This is a genomic window from Pseudomonas sp. HY2-MNA-CIBAN-0224 (genome assembly GCF_040310285.1).
Lineage (GTDB): Bacteria > Pseudomonadota > Gammaproteobacteria > Pseudomonadales > Pseudomonadaceae > Aquipseudomonas > Aquipseudomonas helleri.
Map to the genome: position 1 here is coordinate 14131 of NZ_JBEOPQ010000036.1, position 13788 is coordinate 27918.

12 protein-coding genes, 1 tRNA gene and 2 pseudogenes are annotated in these 13788 nt (G+C 57.2%); 8 read left to right on the forward strand and 7 right to left on the reverse strand.

What is annotated here, in order from left to right:
* Positions 1 to 101 precede the first annotated feature (101 nt).
* Positions 102 to 386 carry a hypothetical protein gene (locus AAEZ03_RS16425; RefSeq protein ID WP_048366917.1) on the forward strand — a complete coding sequence of 95 codons (285 nt, stop codon included), beginning with the start codon at positions 102 to 104 and terminating at the stop codon, positions 384 to 386.
* Between the two features lie 8 nt (positions 387 to 394).
* Here the strand turns inward: AAEZ03_RS16425 and dibA are convergent, their stop codons facing one another.
* Positions 395 to 2317, reverse strand: coding sequence for a phosphodiesterase DibA (dibA, locus tag AAEZ03_RS16430; RefSeq protein WP_350580029.1), 1923 nt, complete (start codon positions 2315 to 2317; stop codon positions 395 to 397).
* A 149-nt stretch (positions 2318 to 2466) separates the two neighbouring features.
* Here dibA and desA point away from each other — a divergent pair, with 149 nt between their 5' ends.
* Positions 2467 to 3651 (forward strand): delta-9 fatty acid desaturase DesA, encoded by a 1185-nt coding sequence (gene desA / locus AAEZ03_RS16435; RefSeq protein WP_350580075.1) that lies wholly within the window; start codon positions 2467 to 2469, stop codon positions 3649 to 3651.
* 128 nt (positions 3652 to 3779) lie between these two features.
* On the opposite strand, the gene AAEZ03_RS16440 is transcribed toward desA, so the two are convergent.
* The 3 genes from AAEZ03_RS16440 to gabD all read right to left on the reverse strand — a co-directional run bounded on the left by AAEZ03_RS16440 (position 3780) and on the right by gabD (position 8052).
* A complete protein-coding gene (locus AAEZ03_RS16440) occupies positions 3780 to 5006 on the reverse strand; it encodes an HDOD domain-containing protein (protein ID WP_350580032.1) in 1227 nt (408 codons plus the stop codon).
* A 143-nt stretch (positions 5007 to 5149) separates the two neighbouring features.
* Entirely contained in the window at positions 5150 to 6433 is a 1284-nt protein-coding gene (gabT, locus tag AAEZ03_RS16445; RefSeq protein WP_048366921.1) for a 4-aminobutyrate--2-oxoglutarate transaminase, read from the reverse strand.
* A 176-nt stretch (positions 6434 to 6609) separates the two neighbouring features.
* Positions 6610 to 8052, reverse strand: coding sequence for an NADP-dependent succinate-semialdehyde dehydrogenase (gene gabD, locus AAEZ03_RS16450; RefSeq protein ID WP_048366922.1), 1443 nt, complete (start codon positions 8050 to 8052; stop codon positions 6610 to 6612).
* Positions 8053 to 8400: 348 nt separating this feature from the next.
* Here gabD and AAEZ03_RS16455 point away from each other — a divergent pair.
* Positions 8401 to 8477 (forward strand) — tRNA-Arg (locus tag AAEZ03_RS16455).
* Positions 8478 to 8770: 293 nt separating this feature from the next.
* The gene (locus AAEZ03_RS16460) at positions 8771 to 9244 is read left to right on the forward strand and encodes a helix-turn-helix domain-containing protein (RefSeq protein ID WP_350580036.1); all 474 of its coding nucleotides are present in this window, start codon (positions 8771 to 8773) and stop codon (positions 9242 to 9244) included.
* Between the two features lie 85 nt (positions 9245 to 9329).
* Here the strand turns inward: AAEZ03_RS16460 and AAEZ03_RS16465 are convergent, their stop codons facing one another.
* Together AAEZ03_RS16465 and AAEZ03_RS16470 are read right to left on the reverse strand one after the other, a co-directional pair.
* Positions 9330 to 10355 carry a 5'-nucleotidase gene (locus AAEZ03_RS16465; protein ID WP_278939864.1) on the reverse strand — a complete coding sequence of 342 codons (1026 nt, stop codon included), beginning with the start codon at positions 10353 to 10355 and terminating at the stop codon, positions 9330 to 9332.
* Positions 10356 to 10501: 146 nt separating this feature from the next.
* A complete protein-coding gene (locus tag AAEZ03_RS16470; RefSeq protein ID WP_048390979.1) occupies positions 10502 to 10765 on the reverse strand; it encodes a DUF3077 domain-containing protein in 264 nt (87 codons plus the stop codon).
* A gap of 440 nt (positions 10766 to 11205) precedes the next feature.
* On the opposite strand from AAEZ03_RS16470, the pseudogene AAEZ03_RS16475 reads away from it, so the two are divergent.
* Positions 11206 to 12420: pseudogene (locus AAEZ03_RS16475) on the forward strand (colicin E3/pyocin S6 family cytotoxin).
* Positions 12417 to 12647, forward strand: a complete 231-nt coding sequence (locus AAEZ03_RS16480; RefSeq protein ID WP_350580040.1) for a DUF7683 domain-containing protein — start codon at positions 12417 to 12419, stop codon at positions 12645 to 12647. The pseudogene AAEZ03_RS16475 and the gene AAEZ03_RS16480 overlap by 4 nt, the downstream one beginning before the upstream one ends.
* Before the next feature lie 81 nt (positions 12648 to 12728).
* Here AAEZ03_RS16480 and AAEZ03_RS16485 read toward each other — a convergent pair whose 3' ends face one another.
* Positions 12729 to 12992: a DUF3077 domain-containing protein gene (locus AAEZ03_RS16485; protein WP_048390979.1), complete on the reverse strand. Its 264-nt coding sequence runs from the start codon at positions 12990 to 12992 to the stop codon at positions 12729 to 12731.
* A 437-nt stretch (positions 12993 to 13429) separates the two neighbouring features.
* Here AAEZ03_RS16485 and AAEZ03_RS16490 point away from each other — a divergent pair.
* Positions 13430 to 13561 (forward strand): annotated as a pseudogene (locus tag AAEZ03_RS16490) (colicin E3/pyocin S6 family cytotoxin); the annotation flags it as partial.
* Complete coding sequence (locus AAEZ03_RS16495; protein ID WP_350580043.1) at positions 13558 to 13782, forward strand: DUF7683 domain-containing protein; 225 nt, start codon at positions 13558 to 13560, stop codon at positions 13780 to 13782. The pseudogene AAEZ03_RS16490 and the gene AAEZ03_RS16495, both read left to right, overlap by 4 nt.
* The last annotated feature ends 6 nt before the right edge of the window (positions 13783 to 13788 follow it).

The following is a 13788-nucleotide window of genomic DNA, read 5'->3' on the forward strand; positions in this document are numbered from 1 at the left end:
GGTTGGCAGCAGCTGTTATAGAGCTTCGCCGCTAAGCTGACCAGCAGCATCATTGCGCTGAATACCGCTAAACTGCCGGCCTTACCTTAAGGAGCCTGCCCATGAGCGAGCCAACTGATATCGACAACGACGAAGAAGAATTCGCCGAATCCACCCTGACCCAGGCGATTGAAAACCAGATCGAAAGCGACAACCCGCCCGCAGCCAAGGCCACTTTCAATAAGCTGACCCTGGTCGGTTACGAGCGCGAAGAGATTTTGAACTTGATGGCCCACGTACTGGCCATCGAGATCGACGCGATGCTCGACGAGGATCGCGCCTTCAACACCGAGTGGTACGAGACAGCCCTTCGCGCACTGCCTGAGCTGCCACCCGAGAAAGCCTGAGGCAGCGCTCAGGTGCGAATGGCGGGCGCCCGCTGCCAATCCAGTTCGCTGGCAGGCACCGGGCGGCCAAACCAGTAGCCCTGGCCCAGATCGCACTTGAAGTCGAGCAGGAACTGCGCCTGCTCGATGTGCTCGATGCCTTCGGCGTGCACCTGTAAGCCCATGCTTTGGGACAGGGCAATGACCGCGCGCACAATCGCCACGTCGTCATTGTCTTCCGGCAAGCCTGCGACAAAACCCTGATCAATTTTGAGTTTTTGCACAGGCAATTGCTTGAGGCGCAGCAGCGATGAAAAGCCGGTGCCAAAGTCATCAATGGCCAGGCGCAACCCCAGCGCCCGCAGACGGTGCATCTGCTCCAGCGCCCCTTGTGAATCTTCCATCACCGCGCTTTCAGTGACTTCCAGCTCCAGCAAGGCCGGGTCCAGGCCGCTGTCGGTCAACACGGTGGACACCAGCGTGTAGAGCTCCGGACGGGCAAACAGGCGGCTGGAGATATTCACCGCCACGAACGACAAATGCACACCTGCCGATTGCCACTGGCACATCTGCCAACAGGCTTGTTCCAGCACCCAGGCGTCAATTTCGGCTATCAGGCCGGTGCGTTCAGCGATAGGGATAAACTCCCCCGGAGGCACCAGCCCCCGCAGCGGGTGCTCCCAGCGCACCAAGGCTTCCACCCCGATCAGGCGGCTGGTTTTCAGGTCATGCACCGGCTGGTAATACACCCGCAACTCTTGCTGCTCGAGCGCCCGGCGCAAGTCGCTGGCCACCTCGATCCGGTTAAGGGCGTGCACGGTCAGTTCTTCGGTGTACAGCGCGTAGCCTTCGCGGCCCGCACTTTTGGCCTTGAACAGCGCCGAGTCGGCATTGCGCAGCAGTTGCTCGGCGTTCAGCGCATCGCCGGGGAACACACTGATGCCCACGCTGGCGCTCACAAACAGTTGATGGCTGGTGACCTCAAACGCTGCTTTCATGGCCTCCAGCACTTGCTGCGCCAGCACCTCGGCGCGGCTCGCATTTGAGCAATTTTCGATCAGCACGGCGAACTCGTCGCCGCCCAGCCGGGCCACCGTATAGCCTTTGCCGAACACGCGCTGTAAACGCCCGCTGACCGCCTTGAGCAACAGGTCGCCGACGTTATGCCCAAGGCTGTCGTTAATAATTTTGAAATGATCAAGGTCGATCATCAGCAGCGCGCAGCCTGTCTTGTGGCGCTGCGCAGAGGTCAAGGCCTGCTCGGTACGGTCGGTGAATAGCAAACGATTGGGCAGGTCAGTGAGCGGGTCATGGTGGACCAGCCGCGCCAGGTCCGTCTGGGATTTTTTAATAGCCGAAATGTCGGTGAACACCGCGACATAGTGGGTGAGCTGGCCTTTTTCGTCAGTGATGGCCCGCACGGTTTGCCACTGCGGGTAGATTTCACCGTTTTTGCGCCGGTTCCAGATCTCGCCGTGCCAGTCGCCGGTTTCTTGCAAGGACTTGAAAACACCCTGGTAAAACTCAAGGTCATGGTGACCGGACTTGAACATGTTGGGCCGTTTACCCAGCACTTCTTCGACCGTATATCCGGTGATTTCAACCAGCGCCCGATTCACATGCACAATTGCACCCGTACGGTCAGTGACCAGCACCCCTTCACGGGTGCAGTCAAACACCGCTGCCGCTTGGCGCAGACGCTCGCGATCCTCGCGTTGGCGCTTCAAGCTGGCGCTCCCGCCGAGATAACCCAACAGTTGGGAGCGGGCAACAAAGATCAGAACGGCGCTGACAAACACCCACACATAGCCATTGATGAGCTGCCAGTGCGCCAACTGCGCCGAGTCGTCCAAAAAACTGCTCAATAAATGATCAGTTATTTGCAGCCAGGCTACCGATAACAACCCGTAAAGCAGGGCTGCACGCAGGGCATTGCGAGAAGAAACCGACATGAGAAAGTTATAACGCCTACAAAAAAATGGGAATTATAGAGTAAGAAACATCCAGCCACTCTTATCTCAAAGGGCGACTGGTTTTAAATGGCTGCATGGTGATAATGCGTGTTGCAATTTATTTCATCTTCCCGAGGGCCAAACAGCCTATGTGGTACAACGGTTTTCTTGACTTGTCAGCCTGGCAACTGGTTGCAGTCACCCTGTTGATGACCCACGTGACCATTATCGGTGTCACGGTTTATCTTCACCGCTACTCAGCTCACCGCTCACTTGAACTCAACGGTGGCCTGAAACACTTCTTCCGCTTCTGGCTGTGGCTGACCACCGCGCAGAACACCCGCGAGTGGACGGCCATCCACCGCAAACACCACGCCAAATGTGAAACCGCCGATGACCCGCACAGCCCGGTCGTCAAAGGGTTATCGACCGTTTTGCGAAAAGGTGCAGAGCTGTATCGCGAAGAAGCACAGAATCCTGAAACGCTACGCATTTACGGCAAAAACTGCCCTGAAGACTGGATCGAGCGCAATCTTTATTCGCGTTACAAGCTGCTGGGCGTAGCCCTGATGCTGGTGATTGATTTGCTGCTGTTCGGCGCCATCGGTCTGACCATCTGGGCCGTGCAGATGATGTGGATCCCGGTGTGGGCCGCGGGCGTGGTCAACGGTTTGGGCCATGCGGTCGGTTATCGCAACTTTGAGTGCCGCGATGCTGCGACCAATCTGGTGCCGTGGGGCATCCTCATTGGTGGCGAAGAGCTGCACAACAACCATCACACCTATCCCAACTCGGCCAAGCTGTCGGTCAAGAAGTGGGAGTTCGACCTGGGGTGGGCGTGGATCAAAGTGTTCAGCTTTTTGCGTCTTGCCAAGGTTCAGCGGGTTGCGCCTATTGCCCACCGGGTCGAAGGCAAAGGCAACCTGGATATGGACACCGCGATGGCGATCCTCAACAACCGGTTCCAGATCATGGCGCAGTACCGCAAGCTGGTGATCGCACCGCTGGTGCAGCAAGAGCTGGCCAAGGTCGATCACTCGGTTCGCCACCAGTTCCGCCGGGCCAAGCGCCTGCTGTCGCGTGAAACCAGCCTGCTGGAAGAGCGCCATCACCAGCGTATCGAAACCCTGCTGGAGCACAGCCAATCGCTCAAAGTGATCTATGAAAAGCGTCTGGCGCTGCAACAGATCTGGATCAAGACCAGCACCAATGGTCACGACATGCTGGCGGCGATCAAGGAGTGGGTCCATGAGGCGGAAGCCAGCGGGATTCATTCGTTGCGTGAATTTGCCAAACAGCTGAAAACCTACTCGCTGCGCCCTGCGGCGGTTTAAGAGCGACTAACGCTGTAGTCGCTGACGAAGCATGAGGCTGCGATGGGTTGCGAAGCGACCCAAAACAGCGGTCCTGCGGCCCGCCTCGCAGCCTTCGTGCCTCGTCAGCGCCTACAGAGTTGCAAGGGTTAGACGGTGCTTTGCACCTTGCTCATCAGGCGCGACAGTTCTGCCGTGCCTACCCGCAGCAAACGCGCAGTCTTGCTGCCGGCCAGCGCATCCCGACCTTCTTCTGATTCCAGCACCGCCAACTGCCCGGCCAGGTTCATGACCAGCGCCTCACGCGAGTACACCCCGCCTCCCAGGTGATACACCGCCGCGATCAACTCGCGCAGTTCCAGCGGCAAACGCCAGCGTGTGCGCAACGCTGAGCCGTAGGCGGCCCCGAACTCGGCCAGGGACTCGTCAATCACCTGCGTGTCCAGCTCGCCCCCCGCCTGCTGCCATTCCTGCAAACAGCGCAGCACCGCCAGATCACCCAGGCGGTACAGCAAACCCGCGCAGTAGCAGCGCTGCTGATCGAGGCTGAGCATGCCTGCCAAGGTCCGACCGTACTCTGCCGCGCGCAACGACACCGCCCACTGGTGCTCGGCGTAATCGGCCAGACGCGGGTCGTTCAGTTGCGCGCTGTGCTTGAGCGTCAGCCCTTGCACCAGGTTCATGCTTTGCGCCGGGCCCAGCCGCTGCAAGGCGTGGGTCAGCGTCTGAGCGGGCCGCGCAAGGTGCTGCGCAGCGCTATTGGCCGCGGCAATCAGCACGGCGGTAATTTGCGGGTCTTTGCACACTTCATCTTCGAGCGCCGCCAGGTTGAGGCCGTCAGGGCTGAGGCTGCGCTTGACCGCTGCCCGCGCATCGATCCATAGCGGCGCGCCATCCGAGGACGCCCGGCGCTGTGTCAGAAAACGTTTAAGGGTCATGCCGGGCGCCAGTGACGGCACGTCACACAGCACCTCTTGCCCCGCGCTCAGTAACAGCCCCTGCAGACGCTTGGTCAGACCGCTCAGGTCCAGTGGTTTAGTCAGGTAGGCGGTGGGCGCCAACGGCAAGGCTTCGCGTACGCTGGCGCTGTCATTGCGGCTGCTGACTAAAATAAACGGCAAGGCCGGGCTGCGACGACGTTGGCGCACACTGCGCAACACATCCAGCCCGCTGACACCGGGCAGGTCCCGGTCTGAAATCACCAGGTCATAACTTTTTTGGCTCAGCAGCAAGAGTGCCTGCTGCCCTTCACCGCACACATCCAACTGCGCGTCACACCGAACACTCAGCACCACTTGCTTGAGTAGATCCCGGGACCACGGATCGGCCTCGGCAATCAATACGCTCGGTACAACGGATAAATCTACAACGGCCATTCAATCTGCTCCCAGCGCAATGCCTGCACCTTAGACAAAGGCAACGCGTGGATACAGAAAAATCACATGTCTGAATCGCTTAAACCAAAAAAAACCGCCGAAGCGGTTTTTTTTGTCTATCGAGTCACACCTTCACGGCGGGCTTACGCCAGCTCAGCGAAGCACTCTTCGATAATGGCCAGGCCTTTGTCCAGCAGTTCGTCTGGAGCGGTCAACGGCACCAGAACACGCAGAACGTTGCCGTACGGGCCGCACGACAGCAGGATCAGACCTTTCTCACGCGCTTTAGCGACGACTTGAGCCACGGCTGCTGCGTTTGGCTTGTGTGCGTCGCCGCCTTCGAACAGCTCGACCGCGATCATGGCGCCCAGCGCACGAACGTCGCCGATCACCGGGTACTTGGCCTGGATAGCCTTGAGGCCAGACACCAGATGCTCGCCCACTGCCTTGGAGCGGTCCAGCAGGTGCTCTTCTTCAAACACCTCCAGCACCGCCAGTGCCGCCGCACATGCGATCGGGCTACCGGCGTAGGTGCCGCCCAGGCCGCCTGGAGCGATAGCGTCCATCAGCTCGGCCTTGCCGCACACGCCCGCCAGCGGGAAGCCGCCAGCGATGGATTTAGCGAAGGTGGTCAGGTCAGCCGCAACACCCATTTGTTCCATGGCGAAGAAGGTGCCGGTACGACCCGCGCCTGTTTGTACTTCGTCAGCGATCAGCAGGATGCCGTGCTTGTCGCACAGTTCACGCAGGCGAGCCATGAACGCTTTCGGCGCCACGTAGAAACCACCTTCGCCCTGAACTGGCTCGATGATGATGGCAGCGATGTCTTTAGGCTCGGCATCGTTTTTGAAGATGCGTTCGATGCTGGCGATGGAGTCGTCAACGCTGATGCCATGCAGCTCGCACGGGTACAGAGCGCGGAAGATACCGCCTGGCATCAGGCCCATGCCGGCCGAGTAAGGCACGACTTTACCGGTCAGGCCCAGGGTCATCATGGTACGGCCGTGGTAAGCGCCGGTGAACGCGATCACGCCAGCACGGCCAGTGGCTGCGCGGGCAACCTTGATGGCGTTTTCAACGGCTTCCGAACCGGTGGTCACCAGCAGGGTCTTCTTGTCGAAGTTGCCTGGGACCTTGGCGTTGATTTTTTCGCACAGCTCTACGTACGGCTCGTAAGCCAGTACCTGGAAGCAAGTGTGGGTCAGCTTGGTCAGTTGCTCTTGCACGGCGGCAATGATTTTCGGGTGCAGGTGACCGGTGTTCAGTACCGCGATACCGCCCGCGAAGTCGATGAACTCACGACCTTCAACGTCGGTTACGGTCGCGTTTTTTGCCGACTCGGCAAAAATCGGGTGGATCTGGCCAACGCCGCGAGGGACAGCGGCTTCACGGCGTTTCATCAAAGATGCGTTGGTCTTGTTGCTCATGGTGTTCCTCATTCGCCGTTTATCTAACGGCGTGGTTCAAGGCTGACGCGCCTGGGTAGCACCGATGCCAGCATGCGATGATCGACTGGCATGGCGCGCCCGGCCACAAAAATTAACAGTTTGAAACACAGAGGGAGCATCGCTCTCGTGCCCCTTCTGCTGAACCACCCGCCGAGTTAAATACTCAGGCAGAGATATTTGATTTCCAGGTAGTCTTCGATGCCGTACTTGGAGCCTTCACGGCCCAGGCCCGACGCCTTGATGCCGCCAAAAGGCGCGACTTCGTTGGAAATGAGACCGGTGTTAACGCCGACCATGCCGTATTCCAGTGCTTCTGCAACACGGAAAACGCGGCTCATGTCACGCGCATAGAAGTACGACGCCAGACCGAACTCGGTGTCGTTGGCCATCTCGATCACTTCGGCTTCGTCTTTAAAACGGAACAGCGGTGCCAGCGGGCCGAAGGTTTCTTCTTTGGCCACGGCAGCGTTTTTCGGCACGTTGACCAGAATGGTCGGCTCGAAGAAGCTGCCTTCCAGGCTGTTGCCGCCTGCCAGCAGGGTTGCGCCTTTGCTCAGTGCATCCGCGATGTGTTCTTTGACTTTGGCCACTGCCTTGTCATCGATCAGCGGGCCGGTGGTGGTGCCTTCTTCCAGACCGTTACCGATTTTGAGCTTGGCCACAGCCGCTTTGAGTTTTTCAGCGAACGCGTCGTACACGCCATCCTGAATGTACAGGCGGTTGGCACACACGCAGGTCTGGCCGTTGTTGCGGTACTTGGAGATGATCGCGCCTTCGACGGCCTTATCCAGGTCAGCGTCGTCAAACACGATGAACGGCGCGTTGCCGCCCAGTTCCAGAGATACTTTTTTGATGTCCTTGGCGCATTCGGCCATCAGTTGACGACCGATTTCGGTCGAACCGGTGAAGGACAGCTTGCGCACGATCGGGTTGCTGGTCAGCTCGCCGCCGATGTCGCCAGCGCTGCCTGTCACAACGCTCAACACGCCTTTTGGAATGCCGGCACGGTGCGCCAGCTCAACCAGTGCCAACGCGGAGAACGGGGTTTGCGAAGCGGGCTTGATCACCATGGTGCAACCTGCGGCCAGTGCCGGGCCTGCTTTACGGGTGATCATGGCGGCCGGGAAGTTCCACGGCGTAATGGCAGCGGTCACACCGATCGGTTGTTTGATCACGATCAGGCGTTTGTCAGGCTGGTGGCCTGGAATCACGTCGCCATAGACGCGCTTGGCTTCTTCAGCGAACCACTCGATGAACGAAGCGGCGTAAGCGATTTCACCCTTGGCTTCGGCCAGTGGCTTGCCTTGCTCCAGGGTCATCAAACGGCCCAGGTCGTCCTGGTTTTCAATCAACAGCTCAAACCAGCGACGCAGTTTGCCTGCACGCTCTTTAGCGGTCAGTGCACGCCAGGCTGGCAACGCCTTGTCTGCGGCTTCAATCGCACGACGGGTTTCAGCCGCGCCCATTTTTGGCACGGAACCGATGATTTCGCCCGTGGCCGGGTTGTTAACCTTGATCGTCTGACCACCGTCCGCATCGACCCAAGCGCCATCGATATAGGCTTGTTGGCGGAACAGTTGTGCGTCTTTGAGCTGCATGTTGGCTTTCCTTAACAGCACCGCACAGAGGCGGGGCGAATTATTGATAGAAGAAAGGCGCCATAGAAGGCTGCCGTCAGGAAGTCATTCACTGCCAAAGTACTTAAAGGCCGCACAAAGAATAAGCCGTGCGATTCAGCACTCAGACAAGAGCGTTTGAAATCTCAAACGAATCCTAGGGTCAACAGGGGTAAAGGACAATAGGCTGTTCGAAAAAAAGAACAAACGGCCCGATTTCACCCTTTTCTCACCTAGTCCTCATTAATACCCCATAACGCACAAAGAAACACCCGACGAATCAGCGGCATGGACGGGCGACACGCAGATGAGTATCATGGCGCCCGCGTTGCACCAGTAGCTCAGCTGGATAGAGTACTGCCCTCCGAAGGCAGGGGTCGTGGGTTCGAATCCCGCCTGGTGCGCCATATAGCAATCTAGACCTGTCTCAGACAGTCTACGAATCCCTTCAAGAAGCCCGCCCTGTGCGGGCTTTCTTGTTTCTGCCTGTCGCAAAATCCAGGCGTAGAAAACAAGCCCTCCTGTCACTCACCAACGTATCTCAGACCTGAGAGCACACGAATAACCCTTTCCAAACGGCCAGCGCAGCCGGGTCGCCGTTTCGTTTATTGCGTTTTTCGTTTATTTCGAATATACAGTTTTTATTGGCTGCTTATCGGCAGCCATAAAAGCAGCTCAATGAACACTTTTGGAGATAGCCATGACCACCGTCGACCTCACACGCACCCTTCTCCCTGATGAGAAGGAAATTGCTGCGGCCGCGGCGTCTAGCCGTCAGTTAGCCGCCTTCCTCACCTCAAAACTTGAAACACAACGTATTGAGTTAGTTGACGAATCGCAGCAGCGCGAAGTCGTAGAATTGCCCACATTCGCCCTTCGCTTGCTGGGTGAAATTTTAAGCGAACTCGCACTGGGTAACGCCGTGAAGGTCGTGCCGATTCATGCAGAACTGACAACCCAAGAAGGCGCAGACATGCTCAACGTTTCACGTCCTCACTTGGTAAAACTGCTGGATAACGGCGTATTGCCCCACACCAAAACCGGAAGGCATCGCAGAATCAAGTTCACAGATCTGATGGCCTACAAAGAACAGCGCGACCGTACCAGCCGTGATGCCATGGATGAACTGGCCGCCCAAGCCCAAGCCCAAGCGTTAGGGATGGGGTACGAATGAGGCATGCCATGCTTGGATATCTACGCATAGTTAGTGCTTGCTAGAAAACCTGCGTAGAAGCCGCTGCAGGCTGCGATCTTTTGAGCTACGGCTCAGCCGACTCATCCCCCGAATCGGCCACTTCCAACACATCCCCTTCCTTGTCAGCCGGAGCCGGTAGCTCCAGTACGTTTGTGCGTGTCAGGTACGGTACTTTGCCGGAAGGCACCAGGGTGGCGGCGGCTTCCAGGTGGATGTCTTGATCGTCGAAGAAGATGTGCGGGTTGAAGGCTGTGAGTACTTTGGCTTTGCCGACGCCGCCGAGGAAGAAAGCTTCGTCGACGTAGACGCCCCAGGCGCGCAGGGTGTTGATGACGCGCATTTCTGAGGGGGAATTGCGCGCAGTCACGATGGCGATTCGGATGGGGGAGTCTTTGCTGCCGGTGGGCAGGCGTTCTTGCAGGCTGGCCAGTTTTTTTAACAGGCTGGCGTAGGGCCCTTCTTCCATGGGGGTGTGTTGCAGCGCATCTTCTTGCGCCTGGAAGGCGACCAAACCTTTGGTTTTGTAGACCAGTTCGCTGGCGTCGGAGAACAGGACGGCGTCGCCGTCGAAGGCGATGCGCACTTGGCCTTCGGGGATTTGCGGGGCGTTGGCCGGGGGTGCGGTGAGGATCGCTGCGGCGCATTGTCTGGAATCGATGACCTTTTGGGCATCTTCGACGTTGGTGGTCAAAAACAGGTCCACATCGAAGGCGTCGATGTAATCAGCCACTGACTCGCCGCCGGTGAAGGCCGAACGGGTGATTGCCAATTGGTCATGACGAATGGTTTTGAGCACGCGGATGCCGGTGTCCGGGCTATTGCGGGACATGACCACTACTTCGACCAGCGGCGCTTGGTCGTCGCTTTTGCGATGCCGGTTCAGGTCCAGCAGGGCTTTGACCAGGTAGTACCCCGTGCCGGGCTTCAGCAGTTCGTTTTCACGCTCTTGCATGTAGCGGCGGTAGTTGGGGATCGCGCTCTCAGGGTCGGTTTCGAGGCCTTCCTTGAACATTTGGTCAGATTCGCTCATGTCGAACAGCGCGGTAGCGGAAATTCCGACGACCAAGGTGTTGCTCAAATCAAATGCCATGGGGACTTCCTTTATGCCGCTGCGCGCTTGCTGAGGCTGCGAGGATAGTCGATTTAGTGCTGTTCATCTGTAGGCGTGAGCCTCGCGATCTTTGGGAAGATCAAAAGATCGCGAGCAAGCTCGCTCCTACAGATTGGTGGGGTGGGTTAGAGGTCGTGCAGGCACAGGTCGTCGATGACGGCTTTGCCCATGTCGCACAGGTAGTGCGAGGCCCAGGCATGGCGTTCGCCGTCGTGTTCCAAGGCAGCATCAAGGGCCAGCTTTTTGGCGCAGAACAGTAAGGCCGACACCTGTTCCAGCGCTTGGCGCAACGGGATATCCGGGTTTACACGAAACAGCTGATGGTCGTCTGCGCCGCAAGGGCCGAAGGTAACGACACCAAGGGTTTTGATCGGGGAAGAGGTGGTCATTGATCTTGCTCCTAAAGTAATTAAGAGCTGTCATTTTTGTTTCCAGGCAAAAGGTGACAGCCATACGCGGGCTGGAAAACCGGGACAATAGGAACCCGGCAGGCCTGAAGACCTCCCGCGCATAGCCGCCATAACGCATACAAACGCCAGCAATCGAAGTTAGATGGGCGTTAAGGCGATTATTGTTACCCGGGTTTCCAGGCCCGACCACTGTTTATTTCAGTGACGGTGCACAGTACCCCTGCCCTCAACGCCAAGAAGCCATCCATTGCTGCACTTCACGTAGGAGGGTGCGCTTTTCTGTGCCCGCCTCTCAAACTGCACGCTGTAAAAATCCTTCAGGCCCAAGTCTGTCTGCCTACAAATAGTGCCGATCAAGCTGATTTCGGCTGCATTTTGATGCCGATACCGTGCGCCGCTCTCCTACTGGAAGGCGTCCTATGAGCAGCAAGCAAGGTGTGACGCAAACACTAAGGCGGGTGGGTGGCGATGGCGGCCAAGGCGCTTCGTATTTTGATGACATGACCCCGGCCGAACTCAAAGAGCGTGACGCCGGGATCAAGGCCTACGAGGCCATTCAGGCCCGGCAAGAGGCCTACATGGCGCGCCGCCAAACTGAAGCGGCCGCTCAGCAAAGCCAACAGAAACCTGAGCGGCGGGGCTGTGTGTTCGCCAAGTGCAGCAAGCTGCCCGATGCCGTTATCAACTACACAGACCCGGCAGGTTTCGTGCCGGTTGATAGCCTGAGTGACTACGGCAATTTTGCGATTTTGGGTGGGGCCCAGACCGACAGTTCCGGGTTAGTGCCACTGGCCTTAATCAGTGGCGCGGTACCGGCGGGGATCGGTGGTCTGGCCTTGAGCGGCACCGCCACTGGAACGACAGCCACTGGAGGCGTTGCCGCCGTTGGTGGAACGATGATTGCCAGCACGTTGTTGGGCGTGCTCGCCTTTTTATGGCCGTCTTCACTGGCTGACAGCGCCCTGTACACCGAAGACCAACTGCGCTCACTCAAGCAAGCCCGCACCCGTATGCGCTTGCAGGTTGAGCAACAGGCAGATGGATCGCTCAAGGGCTAGGGCTTTTACACCGGCTCAACACCCGAATGGGAAATGATCGACGTCATCCAGTTCACCCCGCGTGGTTCGCAGCAGGTGGCGGACTTTGGTGGCGGCGTAGAGTTGATCTGGACGCCCGCGATAAATCCTCAGGACACGCTCGGGATTCCACCGCTGAAAGGCGCGCCGCACACTCCGCAGATATGGATCTACCCGCCGACAAAAGCCGCTGACGCGCTGATCGTTAATCCGATTTATCCACCGGACTACAAAGACTTCATTTTGGTGTTCCCGGCTGACTCGGGTGTGGCGCCACTTTATGTTGTGTTGAATGTGCCGGGGCATGGGTATCACCCAGCGCCCAATGCTTTGCCCGCTTATCCAGATGCCAAAGTTGCGAAGCGTAAGACATCAGTTAGAGGCGGAGGAGCAAAACGCAAACGCTGGACGATTGATTCAGGAAAAATCCTTGAGTGGGATCTGCAGCATGGCGCTGTAGAAATGTACGACAAACGAGGTCGACACCTTGGCGAGTTTGATCCGAAGACTGGAGAGCAAACTAAAAGTGCTGATACCAACAGGAGAATTGAGCCATGAAATATGTAATCGAAGCCTTCGATAAAACGACTGAATTACTGGTTTTTGAATTTGTTATCCCTGCGATACATGACGAACAGGTGAAAGCCATTATGGAGTGGACAACTGAACAGCAAGGTTGGGAAGGCTACGACCTCAGAGCAGACCAATTAGTAGCGCTAGGAAAGCTCGTGAACGAAAACTTCGATACATCGGCTTATGATTTTCAGCTCACTGTGAATGTATAACTTCCAATTGGTTTGCCTCGCGATCTTTTTAAAGATCAAAAGATCGCGAGCAAGCTCGCTCCTACAGATTGGTGGGGTGGGTTAGAGGTCGTGCAGGCACAGGTCGTCGATGACGGCTTTGCCCATGTCGCACAGGTAGTGCGAAGCCCAGGCATGGCGTTCGCCGTCGTGTTCCAAGGCAGCATCAAGGGCCAGCTTTTTGGCGCAGAACAGTAAGGCCGACACCTGTTCCAGCGCTTGGCGCAACGGGATATCCGGGTTTACACGAAACAACTGATGGTCGTCTGCGCCGCAAGGGCCGAAGGTCACGACGCCAAGGGTTTTGATCGGGGAAGAGGTGGTCATTTTTGAAGCTCCTATGGGATTCAGAGCTACCACCATTGGTTCTCAGGCTAAAGGTGGCAGCCGTACGCGGGCTGAGAATCGGGAGCATAGGAACCCCGGCAGGCACAAAGGCCTCCCGCGCACAGCCGCCATAACACAGCAAACTGGCACACAAAAAACGCCATCTATCATTGGGATGGGCGGCGTTAAGGTCGCTATTCTTCCTCGGATTCTCAAGCCCGACCACTGTTTATTTCAGTGACGGCACACAGTACGCCTGCCTTTAAAACCAAGAAGCCATCCATTGCCGCACTTCACGTAGGAGCGGGCGCTTTTCTGTGCCCGCCTCTCAAACTGCGCGCTGTAAAAATCCTTCAGGCCTAAGTCTGCCTGCCTACAGACAATGCCGATCAAGCTGATTTCTGCCGAATTTTGATGCCGATACCGTGCGCCGCTCCATTTTTGAGTGGGATTTCCAGCATGGAGCGGTTGAAAAATACAATAAGCGCGGAAAACATTTAGGCGAGTTCAATCATTTAACGGGAACTCAGAATAAGCCAGCCGACCCAACCAGGACCATTGAGCCATGAAGCACGTACTTATGGGTGTGGCAAGAAATGAAGACTTTGCATCCTTTGATAGAGAGCTGGAATTATCGCTGCCTGAACTCACGTTGATAATGGGCTGGAGTGAAGATGATGATTGTCTCTATGACTATCTTCTGACTGAGAAACAAATCTCAGAGCTTCAGAAATACTGCTCTTTTGAGCTTCCGAGCAATCTTGATCTGTACCTGACGTGCAACAGTTAAAACACT